This is a genomic window from Actinoallomurus sp. NBC_01490 (assembly GCF_036227085.1).
GTDB classification, from domain to species: domain Bacteria; phylum Actinomycetota; class Actinomycetes; order Streptosporangiales; family Streptosporangiaceae; genus Actinoallomurus; species Actinoallomurus oryzae.
In genome coordinates, this window is the sequence record NZ_CP109433.1 from 2,731,882 (window position 1) to 2,750,575 (window position 18,694).

The window sequence follows — 18,694 nt, forward strand, 5'->3', positions numbered from 1 at the left end:
GATGGTCATGGCTGTATCCTCCTCCTCTCAATCGTCCTCCGACACCCACGATGACGGGCGCGTCGCCGCCGCGTACGCCGAGGTGGCGGCACGGCTGGACCGCCTGCCGTTCACCTCGGTGCAGCGCGGAATCCTGCTGAAGGGCGGCCTCACCACCACGTTCGACGGACTGGACAACGGAATCGTCTCGTTTCTGCTGCCGATCGTCACAGGCGTTTTCTCGCTGTCCGGAGTCGAACAGGGATTTCTCGGCAGCTCCTCGCTGATCGGCGCGTTCGCCGGGGCGATCGCGGTGAGTTTCATCGGTGACCGCACGGGCCGCAGAAATCTGCTGCTGTACTCCATGGCGTTCTACAGCGCGGCGATGATCGTCGGCGCGGTCTCTCCGGACGGCGTCTTCCTGATCGTCACGCGGGTGGCCGCCGGCGTGGCCATCGGAATCAACGTCAACATCATCATTCCGTACCTGGCGGAATTCGCGCCGGTGAAACAGCGCGGCCATTTCGTCGGGTCGCTGGCCGGGTTCTTCGGCTTCGGGTTCGTGCTCGCCGCGCTGATCGGCTACTTCGTCATCCAGACGATGGACCAGGGCTGGCGGGTCGCGCAGCTCATCGTGGGCCTGCCGATCATCCTGGCCGTCCTCTGGCGGCGCAACCTGCCCGAGTCGCCGCGCTACCTGCTCTCCAAGGGCCGCATCGACGAGGCGCGGGCGATCATCGACGACCTGGAGGCCAAGGTCTGCCGGGTCACCGGCGCCGACCTGCCGCCGGTGGACGCCGACGTGCGGTACAAACCGGACGAGCACCTGTCCATGCGCAGCGTGCTCCAGCAGTTCCTGGCGCTGTGGCGGCCGAAGATGCTCCGGCAGACGATCCTGATCTGGGTGCTGTGGTTCTGCTTCAGCTTCGCCTACTACGGCTTCCTGGTGTTCCTGCCGACGCTGCTCGTGGACAAGGGCCTGACCATCAGCGAGAGCTTCGGCTACTCGATCGTGATCGAGGTCGCGCAGGTCCTCGGGTACTACCCGGCGGCGGCGCTGTCGGAGAAGCTGGACCGCAAGTGGAGCATCGTCATCTTCCTGGCGGCCGGCGCGCTGTCGGCGGTCGGCCTGGCCGTCGCGGGCGGCAACGTGCAGGTGCTGATCTTCGGCATCGCCCTGGCGTTCTTCCTCAACGGCGCCTACGCGCCGCTGTACACGTACACGCCGGAGGTCTATCCCACGCCGATCCGCGCCACGGGGGTGGGCGCGTCGGCGGTGTTCAGCCGGGTCGGGGCCGCGCTCGCGCCGATCATCATGGGCGCCACGTACACGTCGCTGAAGTTCTCCGGCGTGTTCCTGACGCTGTGCGCGATCATCGCCGTCGCGGTGGTCGCCGTGGTCACGATGGGCGTCTCCACCCGCCGGCGCTCCCTGGAGGAGATCACCGGCTGACGGAGCGGCGAGCGTGAGCAGCGGACCCGCCGGGGCCCGGCACCCGCGCCGGTGCCGGGCCCCGGTCCGCGCCGGGTGTCATGTCGCCAAGGTATCGAGCCATCCCAATGCGGTGTTGGACGTGAATCACGGGCTCTTCCTACAGTCGCGGTACACCCGCACTCCCGCGCCAGAAGGAGACCGTGGCATGGCCAACCTCACTCCCGGGGAGGTCGCCCGGCATCTCGGGTCGGGCCTCCTGTCCTTCCCGATCACCCACCTGACCGGGGACGGTGCCTTCGACGAGCCGGCCTACCGGGACCATGTCGCCTGGCTCTCGGAGTTCCCGGCCGCCGGCCTTTTCGCCCCGGGCGGCACCGGCGAGTTCTTCTCCCTCACGCTTTCCGAGGTCGAGAGGGTCGTCACCGCGGCCGTCGACGCCGCCCCCGAAGGACTGCCCGTCATCGCCCCCGCGGGGTACGGCACCGCCACCGCCGTCGAACTGGCCCGGGCCGCCGAGCGCGTGGGCGCGCACGGCGTCCTTCTCTTCCCGCCGTACCTCACCGAGGCCGGGCAGGAGGGGCTGCGCGCTCACGTGCGGGCGGTGTGCGACGCGACGAGTCTGGGCGTGATCGTCTACAACCGCGCCAACGCGCGGTTCACCGACGAGACGGTCGGCCGCCTCACGGAGGAGTGCCCGAACCTGTTCGGCTTCAAGGACGGCGTCGGCGACATCGAGCAGATGGCGCGGATCTACGCCCGGCTGGGCGACCGCCTCACCTACATCGGCGGGCTGCCGACCGCCGAGATGTACGCCCTTCCCTATCTCTCGCTGGGCCTGACGACGTACTCGTCGGCCATCTTCAACTTCCTGCCGCGGTACGCCGCCGGCTTCTACGACGCCGTCCGCCGCCGTGACGACGCGGCCGTGATGTCGGCGCTGTCGGAGTTCGTGATCCCGTACACCGACCTGCGCAACCGCCGGCCCGGGTACGCGGTCAGCATCATCAAGGCCGGGATGAAGGTGATCGGGCGCCCGGCCGGCCCGGTCCGCCCGCCGCTGACGGATCTCGACGACGCCGAGCTCGCCGAGCTCGCGACCCTGGTGAAGAAGGTGAGCTGACGTGCCGGAGACCGTATCCGAGAACACGGCGATCACCGGCCGGTCTCTGGTCGGCGCGGCGGACGTCATGGGGACCGGTGGCACGTTCCACGCCGTCGACCCCGCGACGGGCGCGCGGCTCGCGCCGGGGTTCGGCGAGTGCGGCACCTCGGAGGTCGAGGAGGCCGCCGAGCAGGCCTGGAGGGCCTTCGACACCTACCGCTCCACCGCTCCGGAGGTACGCGCGGCGTTCCTGGAGTCGATCGCGGCCGAGATCGAGAACGTCGCGCCGGCCCTGGCCGCACGGGTCCAGGCCGAGACCGGACTGCCCGCGGGCCGGGTCGCCGGGGAGACCGCCCGCACCACCGGCCAGCTCCGGCTGTTCGCCGGCGTCGTACGGGACGGCGGCTGGAGGCAGGCACGGATCGACCCGGGCGACCCCGGCCGGCAACCCGTGCCCCGCCCCGACATCCGGCAGCGGTCCGTCCCGGTCGGCCCGGTCGCGGTGTTCGGCGCGTCGAACTTCCCGCTCGCCTTCTCCGTCGCCGGCGGCGACACCGCGTCGGCCCTCGCGGCCGGCGCGCCCGTCGTGGTCAAGGGCCATCCCGCTCATCCCGGGACCGCCGAGATCGTCGGCCGCGCCGTACGTGCCGCCGTGCGCAAGCACGATCTGCCCGCGGGCACGTTCAGCCTGCTCCAGGGCACGAGCAACGAGCTCGGTCACGCGCTGGTCACCCACCCGCGCATCCGGGCGGTCGGCTTCACCGGGTCCCGGCGCGGTGGCCTGGCGCTGGTCGAGGCGGCCGCGCGCCGTCCGGTGCCGATCCCGGTCTATGCCGAGATGTCGGCGGTCAACCCGGTCTTCCTGCTGCCCGGAGCACTCGCCGAGCGGGCGACCGCGCTCGCCGCCGGGTTCGCCGCCTCGATGACCGGCAGCGCCGGCCAGCTGTGCACGAAGCCGGGACTGGTCTTCGTCCTGGACGGACCGGACGCCGACCGCTTCGTCGCGGCGGCGAGTGAGGCGGTCCGGGCCGTCGCGCCCGCCCCGATGCTCAGCGCCGGGATCGCCGCCGCGTACGAGAACGGCGTGGCGGCGCTGCGATCCAACGACGCGGTCGAGGAGACCGTACGCGGCGCCGGCACCGCGCCGTTCGCCTGCCCGGGTGAGCCGGACCTGTTCGTCACGACCGTCGAGGCGTTCCTGGCCGACGAGCGGCTGCACGAGGAGGTCTTCGGCCCGGCCGCCGTCGTCGTCCGGGTCCGCGACGAGCGGCAGCTGGCGGAGATCGTGGAACGCCTCGAAGGGCAGCTCACGGCGACGGTCCATGCCTCGCCCGGCGACCACGACCTCGCCGCTCGTCTCCTGGGCCGGCTCGAACTGGTCGCCGGACGCCTCATCGTGGACGGCTGGCCGACCGGCGTCGAGGTCGGTCACGCGATGGTGCACGGCGGTCCGTTCCCCGCCACGTCGGCGCCGGCGACGACGTCCGTCGGCGCCCGCGCCATCGAGCGTTTCCTCCGGCCGGTCGCCTACCAGGACGTGCCCGCGAACCTGCTTCCGCGCGAGCTGCGCGACGACAACCCCGACGGCATCGTCCGGTGGCGCGACGGCAGACCGGACACCGGCGGGACGGAACGGAGCGGCGACCGATGACCGACCGGATCGCCCACGTGAAGCTCTCCTCCATCGTGCTGCCGCTGGCCGGCCCGATCAGCGACGCGAAGGTGCTCACCGGCCGGCAGCGGCCGATGACCGAGGTGGTCTTCCTCTTCGCCGAGGTCGTCAGCGAGGCCGGCCACGAGGGCATCGGGTTCTCCTACTCCAAGCGGGCCGGCGGCCCGGGCCAGTTCGCCCATGCCCGGGAGATCGCGCCCGTCCTGATCGGGGAGGACCCCTCCGACATCGGCAGGATCTGGACCAAGCTCACCTGGGCCGGCGCCTCCGTCGGCCGCTCCGGACTCGCCGTCCAGGCCATCGCGGCGATCGACGTCGCGCTGTGGGACCTCAAGGCCAAACGCGCGGGGCTCCCGCTCGCCAAGCTGCTGGGCGCGCATCGCGACTCCGTCCGCACGTACAACACCTCCGGCGGCTTCCTGCACACCCCGGTCGACGAGCTCATCGAGAACGCCGGGAGGTCGCTGGCCGCGGGGATCGGCGGCGTCAAGCTCAAGGTCGGCCAGCCCGACTGGCGCCAGGACCTGGCGCGCGTGACCGCGGTGCGCGAGGCGCTGGACCCGGACGTCCCGCTCATGGTCGACGCGAACCAGCAGTGGGACCGCGCGACGGCGATGCGGATGGGCCGGCTGTTCGAGCCGTTCGGCCTGGTCTGGATCGAGGAGCCGCTGGACGCCTACGACGCGGAGGGCCACGCGAACCTGGCCCGCGCGCTCGACACCCCGATCGCCACCGGCGAGATGCTCTCCAGCGTCGCCGAGCACGTCCGGCTCATCGACGCCGGCGCGGCCGACATCGTCCAGCCCGACGCGCCCCGCATCGGGGGCATCACGCAGTTCCTCAAGCTCGCCGCCTACGCGGAGCACCGGCAGCTGGAGATCGCGCCGCACTTCGCGATGGAGATCCACCTGCACCTCGCCGCCGCGTACCCGGTCGAGCCCTGGGTGGAGCACTTCGACTGGCTGGCGCCCTTGTTCAACGAGCGGCTGGAGACGCGCGACGGTCGCATGTACGTCTCCGAGCGGCCCGGCCTCGGCATCACCCTGACCGAGCAGGCGCGTGCCTGGACGGTGGGAACCGCGGAGTTCGGCGAGCGGCCCTGACCGTCCGGCCGGACGGTCGGCCCACCCGGGGGCCGGGTCAGCGGACCAGCGCGGGCCGCTTCGGGTCGAAGGACCAGTCCGGTACCAGGGACCGCATCGCGACGGTGTCGTCCCGCGCTCCCAGCGCGTGCCGGACGTACCGCTCGTGCGCCGCCGCCAGCGCGTCGCGGTCGAGCTCGACCCCCAGGCCGGGACGCCGCGGGACCGCGATCCGGCCGTCGTGGATCTCGAGCGGCGCCGTGGTCAGCCGCTGGCCGTCCTGCCAGATCCAGTGGGTGTCCAGAGCCGTGATCTCGCCCGGTGCGGCGGCGCCGACGTGGGTGAACATGGCCAGCGAGATGTCGAAGTGGTTGTTGGAGTGCGAGCCCCAGGTCAGCCCGAAGTCATGGCACAGCTGGGCGACGCGGACGGCCCCGCGCATCGTCCAGAAGTGCGGATCGGCCAGGGGGATGTCGACCGCGTTCGCGCGGACCGCGTGCGCCAGCTGGCGCCAGTCGGTCGCGATCATGTTGGTCGCCGTCGGCAGGCCGGTCGCACGGCGGAACTCCGCCATCGCCTCCCGCCCGGAGAAGCCGTCCTCGGCGCCGCACGGGTCCTCCGCGTACGCGAGGACGTCGCCGGCGTCGCCGCACAGCGCGATGGCGTCGGAGAGCGACCAGGCGCCGTTGGGGTCCAGCGTCACCCGGGCGTCCGGGAAGCGGGCGGCGAGCGCGCGCACGGCCTCCATCTCCTGCTCGCCGGCGAACACACCGCCCTTGAGCTTGAAGTCGGCGAATCCGTAGCGTGCCTGGGCGGCCTCGGCCAGCGCGACGATCGACTCGGCGTCGAGCGCCTCGCGGCGGCGCAGCCGTTCCCAGTCGTCGGCGGCGCGCTCCTCCACGACGTACGGAAGGCCGGTCGCGGCGTGGTCGCCGACGTAGAACAGGTAGCCGAGCACGGGTACGGCGTCACGCTGCGGGCCGTCGCCGAGCAACGCGGCGACGGGGACTTCCAGGTGCTGACCGAGCAGGTCCAGCAGCGCGGATTCGAGCGCCGTGACGGCGTGGACGGTCGTGCGCTGGTCGAAGGTCTGCCGGCCGCGACCGCCGCGGTCGCGGTCCGCGAACCGGAGGGCCACCTCGCGGAGCAGGGGGCCGAGCAGCGCGACGGGCCGCCCCACGAGGAGCTCCGCGGCCTCGTTGATCGTGTCGGCGATCGGTGCGCCCCCGGGGACCTCGCCCAGTCCCGTACGGCCCTCGCTGTCGGAGACCACGGTGATGTTCCGCGTGAAGAACGGCCCGTGCGCGCCGGACAGGTTCAACAGCATCGAGTCGTGGCCGGCGACGGGGACGACCTCGACCGACGCGATGGTGGGCGTGCGAGCCACGTGCTCACCCTTCGTAGGACCGGTGGGAGTGCCGTACGGCAGGACCACGGTAGAACGGCCCGCGATACCCGGCCAGGATCAACTTTGCATCGGCCGATGCTCGCGGAGCATCGCGCCGGTCACACCGAGAACCCTTCGAAATGGGTGAGGACCTGCCACAGGGCGGGGTTCTTGGACTCCTTCAGCCAGAGCAGGTGCAGCTCCACCGGCTTGTCGACGCCGGCGAGCGGGAGGAACTCCACACCCTCGATGCCCAGGCGTGTGGCGGCCTCGGGGACGAAGGCGATCCCCCGGCCCGCGGAGACCAGCCAGACCATCGTCAGCACCTGGCTGACGCTGTGCACGACGTTCCGGTGGCTGATCGGGACGAGGCTGACGACGAGGTCGTAGAAGTAACGGGCCTTGGTGGGAGCGTGCATGATCAGGGGCTCGCTGGCCAGGTCCGCCGCCTCGACGGGACGGCCGAGGCCGGTGAGCCGGTGACCGGCCGGGACGGCGAGCACGATCGCCTCGCGGCTGATCACCCGGGAGTCGAAGACCTCCGGGTCGAACGGCGGCCGTGCCACGCCGAGGTCGAGCTCGTGGGCGAGCAGCGCCTCGATCTGTTCCCCGGTGACCATCTCGTGCAGGTCGACGTCGACGTCGGGCAGCCTCTCGTCGATGCGGCGCAACACCGTGGGCAGGACGGCGAGCATCGAGACCGCCGTGAACCCGATGCGGACCGTGCCCGCCGACCCGGCCGAGATCCTCCGGGCCAGGTCGGGCGCGTTGTCGGCGAGTGCGAGGAGGCGCCTGGCCTCGGACAGGAACGCCCTTCCCGCCGCGGTCAGCTCGACGCGGCGGTTGTCGCGCTCGAAGAGCTGGACCCCGATCGCTCGCTCCAGCTTCTGGATCTGCCGGCTCAGCGGCGGCTGCGTCATGTTGAGCCGCTCGGCGGCACGCCCGAAATGGAGTTCTTCGGCCACGGCGACGAAACCGCGAAGCTGGTCGAACGAGAACATGATGCCGTAAAGGTATCACTTGATGTCTCATCGGGTTTGGACACGCATTAGTCGACGATTCTACGCTCCTCGATACCACCGCCAGTGATCTCCATCACATGGCACGGCCACGCCCGCGCGCCGCGCTCGGGACGCGCTCGGGCCGCGCCGCCGGAAGGAGAGCGAAATGCCCCTGATAATCGTGGCACTCGCCGTAGTGCTGCTGCTCGTCCTGATGACCAAGTTCAGGATCAACGGCTTCATCGCCCTGTTCATCGCCGCCCTGTTCGTGGGACTCGCGCGGGGCCTGTCGCTCACCAAGGTCTACGACGCGATGGTCACCGGCGTCGGCGACCAGCTCGACGAGCTGATCCTGATCCTGGGGTTCGGTGCCATGCTCGGCAAGGTCCTCGCCGACAGCGGCGCCGCGCAGCGGATCACCACCTCGCTGGTCAACGTGTTCGGCATCGGCCGGGTCCAGCTCGCGATGGTCCTGACCTCGATCTGCATCGGCATCACGATGTTCTACGAGGTCGGCTTCGTGCTCCTCATCCCGCTGGTGTTCACCATCGTCCGTGAGTACCGGCTGCCGCTCCTGTGGGTCGGGCTGCCGATGTCGATGACCCTGTCGACCATGCACAGCTTCCTGCCGCCCCACCCCGGCCCGGCCGCCGTGACCGGCACGTTCCACGCCAGCCAGGGCCTCACGCTGCTCTACGGCCTCCCGATCGCCATCGTCTCCGCCTCGATCATCTGCTACGTGTGGCCGCGGCTGGCCTTCGTCAGGCGGGTCAACCCGCGTGTCCCGGTCTCGCTCATCACCAACCGGGTGTTCGCCGAGGACGAGCTGCCGAGGTTCGGCACGTGCGTCACGATCGTCGTCATCCCGATCGTGTTGATGGGCGCCTCGGCCGTCGCGGAGCTCAGCATGAGCGACGGCAACGCGGTCCTGCCCTACCTGGAGTTCTTCGGCGAGGCGCCGGTCGCCCTGCTCATCGCCCTGCTCCTGGCCGTCGTCCTCCTCGGCCCCAAGATCGGGCGAGCGGAGGACACCGCCGGGTCCGCGGCCGAGACCGGCGACGGCGCCCCCGCGCCCGGCGGCGCCGAGGGCCCGGCCGGCGGTGAGGGCGTGGCCACGGCGACCGCCCCTCCCGCGGTCTCCGCCACCGCCGTCGCGCCGCGGGGCCGTTTCCAGGCCGCGATGGACTCGTGCGCCGAGGCGGTCAAGCCGATGGCCATGATCATCCTGGTCATCGGCGCGGGCGGCGCCTTCAAGGAGGTCCTCGTCAAGTCCGGGATCGCCGACTACATCGCCGACTTCACCCGGGGCTGGCACATCTCCGCGATCTTCCTGGCCTGGGCCATCGCGGTGCTGCTGCGCATCGCCGTCGGCTCGGCCTCGGTCGCGGTCGTGACCGCCGCGGGCATCGTGCTCCCGCTCGTGCAGAGCTCGGGAACCTCACCGGAGCTGATGGTGCTCGCCGTGACCTGCGGCAGCATCGCCGCCAGCCACGTCAACGACCCCGGGTTCTGGCTCTTCAAGCAGTACCTGAACCTCTCGGTGATGGACGCGATCAAGATCCGTACGACGTACACGACGGCTCTGTCGGTGCTCGGCCTGGGCGGCGTCCTCCTCATGAACACCTTCGTCGGCTCGTAACCCGCGGCCCCCGTCCGTGGTGCCTGTCCGTCCGTGGTCCCGCCCGTCCGGCCGCCGGAAGCGTCTTGCGAAGGCCGGACCGCCCCTGCGAAGATCGCGGCGCAGTGCCGAGCCGGGTCAGAAGGAGCCCTCATCAACTCGTCCCGCAGCCTGGTCGTGTCCGCGTTCGTCGCCTTCGCAGCCTTCGGTTCGTTCTGGGGCGTGTGGGGCGCCTCGGTGCCCCGGGTGCAACACCAGGCCGGTGTCAGCGACGGCCGGCTCGGGTTCGCCCTCCTCTTCGTGGGAGCCGGTGCCCTCCCGGCGATGCTGCTGGCGGGCCGGGCGCTCGACCGCTGGGGTCTCAAGGTCGCTGCCGGCGCGATCGGCCTGCTCGGTGTAGTCGGCGCCGGCCTGGCCCTGACCGCGGTGAACCTGCCGAGTCTGTGCGTCGGTCTCGGGGTCGCGGGCGCTTCCAGCGGCGCGGCCGATGTGACGATGAACGCGGTGGCGGGCCGCGCCGAGAAGATCGCCGGACGGCCGGTCATCACCCGTGTGCACGGCGTCTTCTCCACCTTCGTCGTCCTGACCAGTCTCGGCGCGGGGGTCACTTCCGCCGCCTCGTGGCCGCTCGCCGTGCCGTTCGTCGCGGTGACCGTTCTCTGCCTGGTCGCCGGGGTCGTCATGCTCGCCGCGATCTCGCGCAGCGCCATCGCCGACGACGGGGCGGCGGTGGGCGAGGCACCGGCGCCCGCCCGTGTCCGCCTCGCCCCGCTTCTGCTCGTCGGCGCGCTGGGCGCCCTCGCGTTCGCCAGCGAGAACGCCCACCAGAGCTGGAGCGCGGTCTTCGCGCAGGACGAGTTGCACGCCGGGGCATGGCTCACCACCGTGGCGCCCGCCGTCTTCGCGGGAACCGTCGCGATCACGCGTTTCTCGGCCGGAGGCCTGAAGACCACCCACGCCCGGTCCGTCATTCTGGCGGGCGCGCTGGCCGCCGCCGGCGGCGCGCTCGTCATCGCGGGCGCCCCGACGCTGCTCGTCGCCACGCTGGGGCTCGTGCTGGCCGGCGCCGGAACCGCAGTGCTCTTCCCCACGCTCCTCGGCATCGTCTCGCGCAACGTCGAGGAGGCCTACCGGGGGCGCGCGACGTCCATCGTGAGCACCGTCTCCTACCTCGGCTTCCTGCTCGGCCCCGTCTACGTCGGCGCGTGGGCCGACGCCGCAGGACTGCGCGGGGCGATGATCGCCGTCGCCGCGATGGCGGCCGCCCTGCTCGTCCTCACGCCGGTGCTCCTGCGCCTCAGCGGATTCGCCGTCACCGCGGTGACGGCCGGCACCTCCGAGCCAAGCGCGGACACCCGCGTGTGACCTCGCCCGGGGTGACGTGTGGTCGGCCGCTCGCAGGCCGTCGAGTGCCGCGTCGGCGAACGCCGCCGACCGCGAGACCCGCGACCTGTCCCTCGGCCGCGACATCGTACGCGCGACGCCCTCGGGTACCGAACCCGTCACGGGCCTGACCGCACCGGAACGCGCCGCACGCCGTCGCCGGGCCGTCTCTCAGCGGCGGCCCGGACCGACGGGCGAGCGTTTCCGGGCGGTCTCTGGGAAAAGCGTCAGCCGCCCGCCTGGCCGCTGTCCTTGAAGCTGCCCCAGCCGTGCCAGCGGTCGATCTCGATCCAGGCGCTGACCCGGCCGCGGTCGCGCTGCGGGTACGGCTGCCCGGTGTACTGCTGGGACAGCCGGTCGATGTCGGCCAGAGTCTCGTCGGCGCGCGTCTCGGCGACGTGGCCGATCAGGGTGACGTGGCTGTACCAGTCGTCGCCGTCGAGGACCGTCAGCGAGACCCGGTCATCGCCCCGGATGTGGTCGAGCCGTTTGCGGCCCTCGTCCATGTTGATCAGCACCCGGCCGTCGTCCCACAGATACCAGGTGGCCGTGGAGATCGGCTGGCCGTCGGACCGCAGGGTGGCGATGACCGCCGGGTTGGCCTTCTTGAGCATGGCGACCGCGGACTCCGGGAGCGGCGGCTTCGACATGTTGCCTCCTCTTTCGCATGGTGACGGCCCCGCCGGTCGATCGATGCGACGGGTCTCCCACGCTGTCACACGGGAGATCCCGCCTCACCGGCGGCCCGACGGCCCCCGGCCGATCCCTGGATGCTGTCCAGGAGGCGTTCGAGGCCGTACTCCCAGCGCTCGTCGAATCCGGTCAGGGTGCGGCCGGCCTCCGCGGTCATCCGGGCGAACATCGGGTGGTCGCCGGCGCTGACGACCGATTCGATGTACGGGAGCTGCCGCCGCATCCAGTCGGAGAGCTCCAGGCCGGTGCGTCTCTGCGCCTCCTGATCGGCGAGTTCGATCTGCACGAACCCGTAGACGTGGACGAAGATCATGATCATCGTGGTGAGCATCGCGTCCATGCTCAGCTCCAAGGCGTCCAGGACGCCGAGGACCTGCTCGAAGAGCCGGATCCGGTTGGGGCTCGCGGCCTGGCGCCGTAGGCCGATCTCCGCCAGCCAGGGGTGGCGGTGCATGGCCGACCGCATGCGTCTCGCGAGACCGCGCAACTCGGTCCGCCAGTCGCCGCACGCCGCACCGTCCGGGCGGAGGAACTCCGCGGTGACGGCGTCGACCATCAACTCGATGAGCTCGTCCTTGCCGGTGATGTAGGAGTACGGCGACATCGGCCCGGCGTCCAGGTCGGCCGCCAGCCGTCGCATGGACAGGGCGGCCAGTCCCTCGGCGTCCGCGATGGCGATCGCGGCCCGGGTCATCTCCGCCCGGCCGAAGCGTGGCCGGGGACCGCGCGCCGGCTGCTCGGGCCGGAGCCAGAGATTCTCACGCTCCTTCACCCACCCAGCTTCCCATCGAAGGAAAACTCGATACGCTGTATCAAGTTAACTCCATACGGTGTCTTGAGTTTCCGAGTTCGGGGGCGCAGATGTTCGAGCCGCCAGGCCTGGGCCTGTTCGAATGGAAGCCGCTGTTCCGCCTCGGGCCGGTCGCGGTCCACAAGCCGATCGTGCTGTGCCTGCTCGTCACGGCCGCCGTGCCGGCGTTCTTCTGGGCGGCGTTCGCCCGGCCGGCGATCGTGCCCGGCCGGATGCAGAATCTCGGCGAGCTGGCCTACCTGTTCGTCCGCGATCAGATCGCCCGGCCGATGATGGGCGTCCGGGGCGACCGCTGGATGGGGCTGCTGTTCTCGCTGTTCTTCTTCGTCTGGATGGCGAACCTGATGGCGGTGGTGCCGCCGGCCCAGTTTCCGGTGACCGGGCACATCGCCTTTCCCGCCGTGCTCGCCGGGCTGGTGTACGTGATCATGTGGGTGGTCGGTGTCCGGACCCACGGCCTGGTCGGCTTCATCAGGCACGCCACCTGCCCGCCAGGCCTGTCCAGGGGGGAAACCGTTCTCGTCGCGCCGCTGGAGTTCCTGTCCGCGTTCGTCCTGCGGCCGTTCACCCACGCCGTGCGGCTGTTCGCCACCATGTTCGCCGGCCATCTGCTCGTGGCGCTCTTCGCCACGGTCGGCTACCACTTCCTCATCCAGGCACCGACGCCGCTCGGCGTGCCCGTCGGCGTCGTCGGCGTGGCCTTCACGGTGGTCGTCACCGCCCTGGAGGTGTTCGTCCAGGCCGTTCAGGCGTACGTGTTCACGCTGATCGCCGCCTACTCCATCGGCGACGCGTTGGGCGTGTAGCTCCCGATTCACGTCGTACGCGCCCGGGTCGTACGGGCGTCATCCGGCGGGTATGCCCCGAACAGGGACTCTCCATAAGGAGGCGTGACATGGCGCTGTTCCTGGCCCTCATCCTCGTGGCGGTGGCACTCGGCATCGCGGGGTGGGTGGTGAAAGGCCTGTTCTTCCTGCTGATTATCGGGATCTTGGTCTTCCTCGCCGACTTGGTGTTCAGCGGAATCCGGATCGGCCGCCGTCGCGGCGGCGCCCGCGCCGCCCGCTGATCGACCGCAACGCCAAGGGCCCGGCCACCAGTGATGACCGGACCCTTGGTACTGCTTGGGGTGAGTGAGGGGACTTGAGCCCCTCGACACCCAGGACCACAACAGGGGGCACTGTGACTGAATGGGCCCAAGATTCGACGTTGGCGCAGCTCGGAGCCCAATGACGCCCCAACCTGACCGCGTCTGACCGCGCCAGCCGGGAGCCCACCGCTCCCGCGGACGGACCGCTCTTACCGCGTGCAGCAGTTTAGGAAGGCTTGTTCGCGCAGTGTGCTGACGTGGCTTCTTGAATCTCTGCGTGCTTGTGCCCGCACTCTGCCCGTGAGGCTCGAGCGCCCCGCGCAGCATCCTGAGCGGTTGATCACGGTGTGGGGATGAACCTCAGACTGGCGATATTCCGGAGAGACGCCGGACAAGGCAGTGTTCGGGTTCGACCCGGCGACCGGAGCCATGCGATGGACCCTAACCCTCTCACCGGTGTCGCAACCCGGCGACCTGGTCGATGCCTTGGGGGTTGTCAACGGCCGGCTGGCCGTGGCGGACGGAGACACGACCGACCTCCTGGACTCGGCGACCGGCCGCATCATCGCCAAGCGGCGGTGGAAGAACCAGCACGCGCTCGCAGCGGACGGGGGCTCCAGGTCAGCTCCTGCGAGGACAAGAAGGACAACGCCATCTGCGGCTTCGATCCGGCCACCGGTGCGGAGCTGTGGCGCAGCCCGATCCCCGAATCCGGCTACCTCCCCCAGCTCGGCGAGAGCCTCGCCATGGCCGACGGCCGGGTCTACATCGTGTCCCTCAGAAACGACACCGTCGTCTTCCATCTCGTCGTCTTCGACGGCCGGACCGGCAAGATCCTTGGCCGCATCCCGATCACTGGTGATGCGGAGTTCATCTATGGACCTGTCACCGACGGCGTCATCGCCATCGGCCGCGGCACCAGCCAAACCGACCTGTACGCCGAACGCCCCGATATCCGGAGCACACGCAAACCCCCGTCATAACAGCCCGGGGCACCGGATGGCGCCGGCGATCGGTCCCGGTGCCTGCAGGCCTTGGCCGGTCCCGTCCTCGCGGTAGGCAGCTCACGACAGAATGCCGCATCGGGGACGTGCGCAGGTCGTTAGACGCAGTGGCCCGCGGCTGCCGAGACGCAACAGAAGGTCCTCGCCCCAGTCCGCGACTCGTACGGACCCGCCGACCCTGCGTCCACGGTTCTGGAAGGCTGGGGATGTCACGTCTGTGACGTGCGGGAACTTCTGATAGCTGGCGGCCGTGCCCGTGGCCTGCCCGTCCTTGACTCCGTTGCCAGGTGCGCCGAGGTCGACCTGGCTTCCACAGGCGTGGGAACGTCTACACAGAGCCTGCCTGAGCAACTACGCAAAGAGCCCCTTGCCTTAGCGGGTCAGCTCATGCTCGACAAATCTCCGCCCGAGGCAGATATTTACCCTGCGGTACCTGATACCTACAGGCTCGCTTGAGGCTCGCCGGGCGCTGGCACCCTGTTCGGGGAGTGCCGCTTCTGAACACTCTGCTACGCGATTCCACGGCGCGGTGAAGCATGATCGCTCCCAAAATCGGACACTCCGACTGGAGCGGAGACGGGGAGCAACACCAAGGGCCTGGTCGTCGATGCCGATGACCAGGCCCTTAGCCTTCGTACTACACGGGGTGAGTGAGGGGACTTGAACCCCCGACACCCAGGACCACAACCTGGTGCTCTGCCGACTGAGCTACACCCACCATGACCGCACGAGGCGGCATGAAGCAGTGTAGCGGTTCCCGGCGGGTCTTCAGTCACCGATCTTCGCCGCGATGGCGCGCGCGGTCTCCGAGTCCGGGCCCGGGTGGGGCACGAACACCGCGGCGCGGTAGTAGCGCAACTCCGTGATGCTCTCGGTGATGTCCGCCAGGGCCCGGTGGCCGCCCTTCTTCACCGGGCTGGCGAAGTACGCCCGGGGGTACCAGCGGCGGGCCAGCTCCTTGATCGAGGAGACGTCGACCATGCGGTAGTGCAGGTGGGCGTCCAGCGCCGGCATGTCGCGGGCGAGGAAGGACCGGTCGGTGGCGATCGAGTTGCCGCACAGCGGGGCCTTCTTCACCCCCGGCACATGTGAGCGCACGTAGTCGAGGACCTTGGTCTCGGCCTCCGCGAGCGTGATCCCCGCAGGCAGTTCTTCGAGCAGGCCCGAGGTCGTGTGCATGTCATGCACGACGTCGGACATCTGGCGTATGGCCTCCTCCGGAGGCTTGATCACCAGATCGATGCCCTCGTCGAGGATGTTCAGCTCACCATCGGTCACCAGAGCCGCGATCTCGATCAGCGCGTCGTGCCGCAGATCGAGCCCGGTCATTTCACAGTCGATCCAGACCAGCCGGTCGTTCATGACCTTCACCATAAGTCCTGCCAGGACACTTTGCGTGAGGAGAACCGCGGATCCGGTGGCCGAGGCCGGAAGACTGTGGGGCACGTCACACGTAGGCGACGCCCGGGCGCAGCCTCGGGTCGGGCACGGGGGGCCCGAACGACTGGACCGCCGGCAGCAGCCCCGCCCACACGTCCAGCGCGTAGTCCTCCTCCTCGTCGCCGGCCCATCCCTGGCGGGACTTGACCGACGCCTCCTCCAGGGACAGGGCCAGGACGGAGGTCGCGGCGAGCTCCTTGCGGGTGGGCCGGCGGGCGACGTTCCAGCGTCCCGGCGTCAGCTGCTCGACCAGCGCGCGCAGGCCGGTGAGCTTCTCCTCCAGGTCCGTCACCGTACGGGGGCGGCCGAAGATGACGGCGCTGCGGTAGTTGACCGAGTGGTGGAACAGCGACCGGGCGAGGACGAGGGCGTCGAGGTGGGTGACGGTGACACAGACCTCCTCGGTGGTGCGCAGGCTGGTCGCGCCCGTCGAGCCGTGGAGGTAGAGGGTGTCGCCGTCCCGCCCGTACCCGGTGGGGATGACGCGGGGCGCCCCGTCCATGATCACGCCGAGGTGGCAGATCCGGCCGGCGTCGAGGACCTCATAGAGGGCCGAACGGTCCGACGCGGCGCGTTCGGGCAGCCGCCGGACCCGGGTGCGCTCGGTGCTGGAAAGGGGCGCTGAAGTGCTCATACGCCCACGTTAGGATCTAAGTGGCCCAGTGCGAATGGCCACTGAGACATCGAAAAGAGAAGCCACTTTGCCGCGGAACCAGTTCGACCTGCCGGTCGTCGTCGAGCGCGACGCGGAGCAGCCGCTGAGCGTGCAGCTCGGCCGCCAGCTCCGCGAGGCCATGAACGACGGGCGCGTGCGCGCGGGGGAGCGGCTGCCCTCCAGCCGGGCGCTCGCCTCTGCGCTCGGTGTCAGCCGCACCGTCGTCACCACCGCGTACGAGCAGCTCTACGCGGAGGGCTGGCTGGAGGGCCGCCACGGTTCGGGCACGTACGTCGCCGACATCGCCGCCCAGAGCGTCCCGGCCGAGGTCGCGTACGCCGCGCCGGACCGGCCGGCGGAGGCCGGCGTCATCGACCTGCGCCCCGGCATTCCGTGGGTCGCCGCGCTCGACACGCCCGCGTGGCGGCGCGCCTGGCGCCTCGCGGCGGCGATACCGCCGGTCGCGCGGCCCGACCGCCGCGGCCTGCCGGGGCTGCGCGCGGGCCTGGTCGACTACCTGCGGCGCAGCCGTGGAGTGTCCTGCCCGCCCGAGCGCGTGCTGGTGACCCGCGGCGCGACGAACGGCTTCGACCTGCTGGCCGCGACCGTCCTGCGGCCCGGCGACCGCGCGGGCGTCGAGGAGCCGGGCTACCCCAACGCGCGGGAGGTGCTGGCCGCGCGGGACGTGGAGGTGGTGCCGTGCCCGGTGGACGCGGACGGGCTGGTCGTGGACGCCCTGCCCGCCGGCCTGCGCCTGGTCTACACGACTCCGTCCCACCAGTACCCGCTCGGCGGCCGGCTGCCGGTGCCGCGCCGTCAGGCGCTGCTGGCCTGGGCGCGGCGCGAGGACGCGCTGATCGTCGAGGACGACTACGACAGCGAGTTCCGCTACGACGTCGCCCCGCTGCCCGCCCTGTACGGCCTCGGCCCCGACCACACGGTCTACCTCGGCACCACGTCCAAGACGCTGACGTCGGGCGTCGGCACCGGCTGGCTGGTGGCCCGGCCCGACCTGGTGGAGGCGATCGCCGAGACCCGGCTGCGTCTGGGTGACAGCACGGCCGTCGTGTCCCAGGAGGCCGTACGCATCCTGCTCGAACGCGGTGACCTCGACCGTCACGTGCGCCGCATGCGTGCCGAGTACGGCCGCCGGCGCGCCGCGATCGTCGAGACGCTCGGGCACCTGCCGCTGCTGGGAGACACCGCCGGCCTGCACATCGTCGTCCAGCTGCCCGCCGGGGTGCCCGGCCCGGTCATCGAGCGCGCCGCCGAGCGCGGTGTGCTGCTGGCCTCCCTGGAGGAGCGCTACGCGTCCGTCCAGGACGTGCACGGGCTGATCCTCGGGTACGGCGGCGCGACCGTCTCCCAGGTCAGGTCGGGGTGCTCGCTCGTACGGGAGCTGGTCCGGGAGGCGAGCCGGCGGTAGCCGCCGCGGCGGGCCCGCCGGGGGCCTCCGCCGAGGCGGCGCCGGAGACCAGGCGCGCGATGGGCAGGTCCTCCGCGCCGCCGGGCAGCGACACCTCGCTCGCCGTGATCCGGGGCAGCTCCGGGGCCACGGCGGGGCCCGTGATCCTGCCAGTGTCGATGGCGCCGGGAGCCGGGCTCTGGGCGTGCGGCACCTGGGACACGCCGAAGTGCCCGCCACGCGCCCATGCTCTGCGGTCCCGCGGCGCGCCGTAGGCCTCGGGAGGCGCGAGCGGCGCGCCCGCCGGCCACCGCCGTGGGACCTGCCACGCGTCGAGCCAGTCGAGGATCAGGCCGAGACTCTGCATGGCGCCGCCGGTGAACGGCTCGCGGGCGAGCCCGACCACGAGGATCTGCAGGCACCGCCGGCCTTCCCGGCCGATGCCGTCCGGGAGCAGGAGCGACGACTGGGTGGCCGGCACCATCTGCACGATCTGGCCGGTGAAGGGATTCCAGACGACGTGAGCGTTGGTCCCTTGCTGCTCGAGATTCTGTGCCACCGAGTGCGCGGAGACCGCCAGTGGGTCGTGCTCGCTCGTATGCCAGACGGCACGGGGCGCTCCGCCCCGCGGTGAGCCACCGTCGTGTCGGGATTGCAGTCGTACGGCGCCGGGCAGCCATGCGTCGGCCACGATGAGTCTCCCCAGTCGGGTCGGGTCGTGTCCCGAACGGTCACTGTGCAAGTCTTTACCAAGGTGGGGCGGGAGTTCGCTCCGGCCAAGTGAACTTTGCGAACTTATGTGCCAACCTCCCCTGTTCATCCAGTTTTGATACATCGACGGGTTGACGGCCTACCCTTCGTGACTCCCCGCCACCCGTCCGGGGCCGCATCCGGCCGATGTGCGGCGCCGCCCTCGGGGACGCGGCCGACGGCGTTG

Annotated in this window: 17 protein-coding genes and 1 tRNA gene; 10 read left to right on the top strand and 8 right to left on the bottom strand. The window is 71.0% G+C overall.

What is annotated here, in order from left to right:
• Positions 1-7 precede the first annotated feature (7 nt).
• The 4 genes from OG417_RS13320 to OG417_RS13335 all read left to right on the top strand — a co-directional run bounded on the left by OG417_RS13320 (position 8) and on the right by OG417_RS13335 (position 5,291).
• A complete protein-coding gene (locus tag OG417_RS13320) occupies positions 8-1,432 on the top strand; it encodes an MFS transporter (RefSeq protein ID WP_329254967.1) in 1,425 nt (474 codons plus the stop codon).
• A 187-nt stretch (positions 1,433-1,619) separates the two neighbouring features.
• Positions 1,620-2,534 (top strand): 5-dehydro-4-deoxyglucarate dehydratase, encoded by a 915-nt coding sequence (kdgD, locus tag OG417_RS13325; RefSeq protein ID WP_329254970.1) that lies wholly within the window; start codon positions 1,620-1,622, stop codon positions 2,532-2,534.
• A gap of 1 nt (position 2,535) precedes the next feature.
• Complete coding sequence (locus OG417_RS13330; protein ID WP_329254972.1) at positions 2,536-4,167, top strand: aldehyde dehydrogenase (NADP(+)); 1,632 nt, start codon at positions 2,536-2,538, stop codon at positions 4,165-4,167.
• Entirely contained in the window at positions 4,164-5,291 is a 1,128-nt protein-coding gene (locus tag OG417_RS13335; RefSeq protein WP_329254975.1) for an L-talarate/galactarate dehydratase, read from the top strand. Before OG417_RS13330 ends, OG417_RS13335 begins: the two co-directional genes overlap by 4 nt.
• 37 nt (positions 5,292-5,328) lie before the next feature.
• Here the strand turns inward: OG417_RS13335 and OG417_RS13340 are convergent, their stop codons facing one another.
• The gene (locus tag OG417_RS13340; RefSeq protein ID WP_329254977.1) at positions 5,329-6,657 is read right to left on the bottom strand and encodes an enolase C-terminal domain-like protein; all 1,329 of its coding nucleotides are present in this window, start codon (positions 6,655-6,657) and stop codon (positions 5,329-5,331) included.
• A 119-nt stretch (positions 6,658-6,776) separates the two neighbouring features.
• Positions 6,777-7,658, bottom strand: a complete 882-nt coding sequence (locus tag OG417_RS13345; RefSeq protein ID WP_329254980.1) for a LysR family transcriptional regulator — start codon at positions 7,656-7,658, stop codon at positions 6,777-6,779.
• 166 nt (positions 7,659-7,824) lie between these two features.
• On the opposite strand from OG417_RS13345, the gene OG417_RS13350 reads away from it, so the two are divergent.
• Entirely contained in the window at positions 7,825-9,297 is a 1,473-nt protein-coding gene (locus tag OG417_RS13350) for a GntT/GntP/DsdX family permease (protein ID WP_329254983.1), read from the top strand.
• A gap of 156 nt (positions 9,298-9,453) precedes the next feature.
• Entirely contained in the window at positions 9,454-10,641 is a 1,188-nt protein-coding gene (locus OG417_RS13355; RefSeq protein WP_329254986.1) for an MFS transporter, read from the top strand.
• Between the two features lie 245 nt (positions 10,642-10,886).
• Here the strand turns inward: OG417_RS13355 and OG417_RS13360 are convergent, their stop codons facing one another.
• Both OG417_RS13360 and OG417_RS13365 read right to left on the bottom strand, forming a co-directional pair.
• Entirely contained in the window at positions 10,887-11,309 is a 423-nt protein-coding gene (locus tag OG417_RS13360) for a PPOX class F420-dependent oxidoreductase (protein ID WP_329254989.1), read from the bottom strand.
• A 65-nt stretch (positions 11,310-11,374) separates the two neighbouring features.
• The gene (locus OG417_RS13365) at positions 11,375-12,124 is read right to left on the bottom strand and encodes a TetR/AcrR family transcriptional regulator (protein ID WP_329254991.1); all 750 of its coding nucleotides are present in this window, start codon (positions 12,122-12,124) and stop codon (positions 11,375-11,377) included.
• An 89-nt stretch (positions 12,125-12,213) separates the two neighbouring features.
• Here OG417_RS13365 and atpB point away from each other — a divergent pair, with 89 nt between their 5' ends.
• The 3 genes from atpB (at position 12,214) to OG417_RS13380 (ending at position 14,236) form a co-directional block, all read left to right on the top strand.
• On the top strand, positions 12,214-12,969 hold the full coding sequence (atpB, locus tag OG417_RS13370) for a F0F1 ATP synthase subunit A (protein ID WP_329254993.1): 756 nt from the start codon (positions 12,214-12,216) through the stop codon (positions 12,967-12,969).
• A gap of 89 nt (positions 12,970-13,058) precedes the next feature.
• Positions 13,059-13,232 (top strand): hypothetical protein, encoded by a 174-nt coding sequence (locus tag OG417_RS13375; protein WP_329254996.1) that lies wholly within the window; start codon positions 13,059-13,061, stop codon positions 13,230-13,232.
• A 599-nt stretch (positions 13,233-13,831) separates the two neighbouring features.
• The gene (locus OG417_RS13380; RefSeq protein ID WP_329254999.1) at positions 13,832-14,236 is read left to right on the top strand and encodes a hypothetical protein; all 405 of its coding nucleotides are present in this window, start codon (positions 13,832-13,834) and stop codon (positions 14,234-14,236) included.
• 666 nt (positions 14,237-14,902) lie between these two features.
• Here OG417_RS13380 and OG417_RS13385 read toward each other — a convergent pair.
• The 3 genes from OG417_RS13385 to OG417_RS13395 all read right to left on the bottom strand — a co-directional run bounded on the left by OG417_RS13385 (position 14,903) and on the right by OG417_RS13395 (position 16,331).
• Positions 14,903-14,975, bottom strand: a tRNA-His gene (locus OG417_RS13385).
• A gap of 50 nt (positions 14,976-15,025) precedes the next feature.
• The gene (orn, locus tag OG417_RS13390) at positions 15,026-15,619 is read right to left on the bottom strand and encodes an oligoribonuclease (RefSeq protein WP_329255002.1); all 594 of its coding nucleotides are present in this window, start codon (positions 15,617-15,619) and stop codon (positions 15,026-15,028) included.
• A gap of 85 nt (positions 15,620-15,704) precedes the next feature.
• Positions 15,705-16,331, bottom strand: coding sequence for a pyridoxamine 5'-phosphate oxidase family protein (locus tag OG417_RS13395; protein WP_329255004.1), 627 nt, complete (start codon positions 16,329-16,331; stop codon positions 15,705-15,707).
• A gap of 67 nt (positions 16,332-16,398) precedes the next feature.
• Here OG417_RS13395 and pdxR point away from each other — a divergent pair, with 67 nt between their 5' ends.
• A complete protein-coding gene (gene pdxR / locus OG417_RS13400; protein WP_329255006.1) occupies positions 16,399-17,778 on the top strand; it encodes a MocR-like pyridoxine biosynthesis transcription factor PdxR in 1,380 nt (459 codons plus the stop codon).
• On the opposite strand, the gene OG417_RS13405 is transcribed toward pdxR, so the two are convergent.
• Positions 17,723-18,448: a hypothetical protein gene (locus OG417_RS13405; protein WP_329255009.1), complete on the bottom strand. Its 726-nt coding sequence runs from the start codon at positions 18,446-18,448 to the stop codon at positions 17,723-17,725. The two genes, pdxR and OG417_RS13405, sit on opposite strands and share 56 nt — an antisense overlap.
• Between the last annotated feature and the right edge of the window lie 246 nt (positions 18,449-18,694).

What these genes read in the sequence shown, in the direction of transcription:
- OG417_RS13320 (WP_329254967.1), top strand. Translation starts at nt 8, where the DNA reads ATGGCTGTATCCTCCTCCTCTCAATCGTCCTCCGACACCCACGATGAC.
- kdgD (WP_329254970.1), top strand. Translation starts at nt 1,620, where the DNA reads ATGGCCAACCTCACTCCCGGGGAGGTCGCCCGGCATCTCGGGTCGGGC.
- OG417_RS13335 (WP_329254975.1), top strand. Translation starts at nt 4,164, where the DNA reads ATGACCGACCGGATCGCCCACGTGAAGCTCTCCTCCATCGTGCTGCCG.
- OG417_RS13345 (WP_329254980.1), bottom strand. Translation starts at nt 7,658, where the DNA reads ATGTTCTCGTTCGACCAGCTTCGCGGTTTCGTCGCCGTGGCCGAAGAA.
- OG417_RS13350 (WP_329254983.1), top strand. Translation starts at nt 7,825, where the DNA reads ATGCCCCTGATAATCGTGGCACTCGCCGTAGTGCTGCTGCTCGTCCTG.
- OG417_RS13360 (WP_329254989.1), bottom strand. Translation starts at nt 11,309, where the DNA reads ATGTCGAAGCCGCCGCTCCCGGAGTCCGCGGTCGCCATGCTCAAGAAG.
- atpB (WP_329254993.1), top strand. Translation starts at nt 12,214, where the DNA reads ATGTTCGAGCCGCCAGGCCTGGGCCTGTTCGAATGGAAGCCGCTGTTC.
- OG417_RS13375 (WP_329254996.1), top strand. Translation starts at nt 13,059, where the DNA reads ATGGCGCTGTTCCTGGCCCTCATCCTCGTGGCGGTGGCACTCGGCATC.
- orn (WP_329255002.1), bottom strand. Translation starts at nt 15,619, where the DNA reads ATGAACGACCGGCTGGTCTGGATCGACTGTGAAATGACCGGGCTCGAT.
- OG417_RS13395 (WP_329255004.1), bottom strand. Translation starts at nt 16,331, where the DNA reads ATGAGCACTTCAGCGCCCCTTTCCAGCACCGAGCGCACCCGGGTCCGG.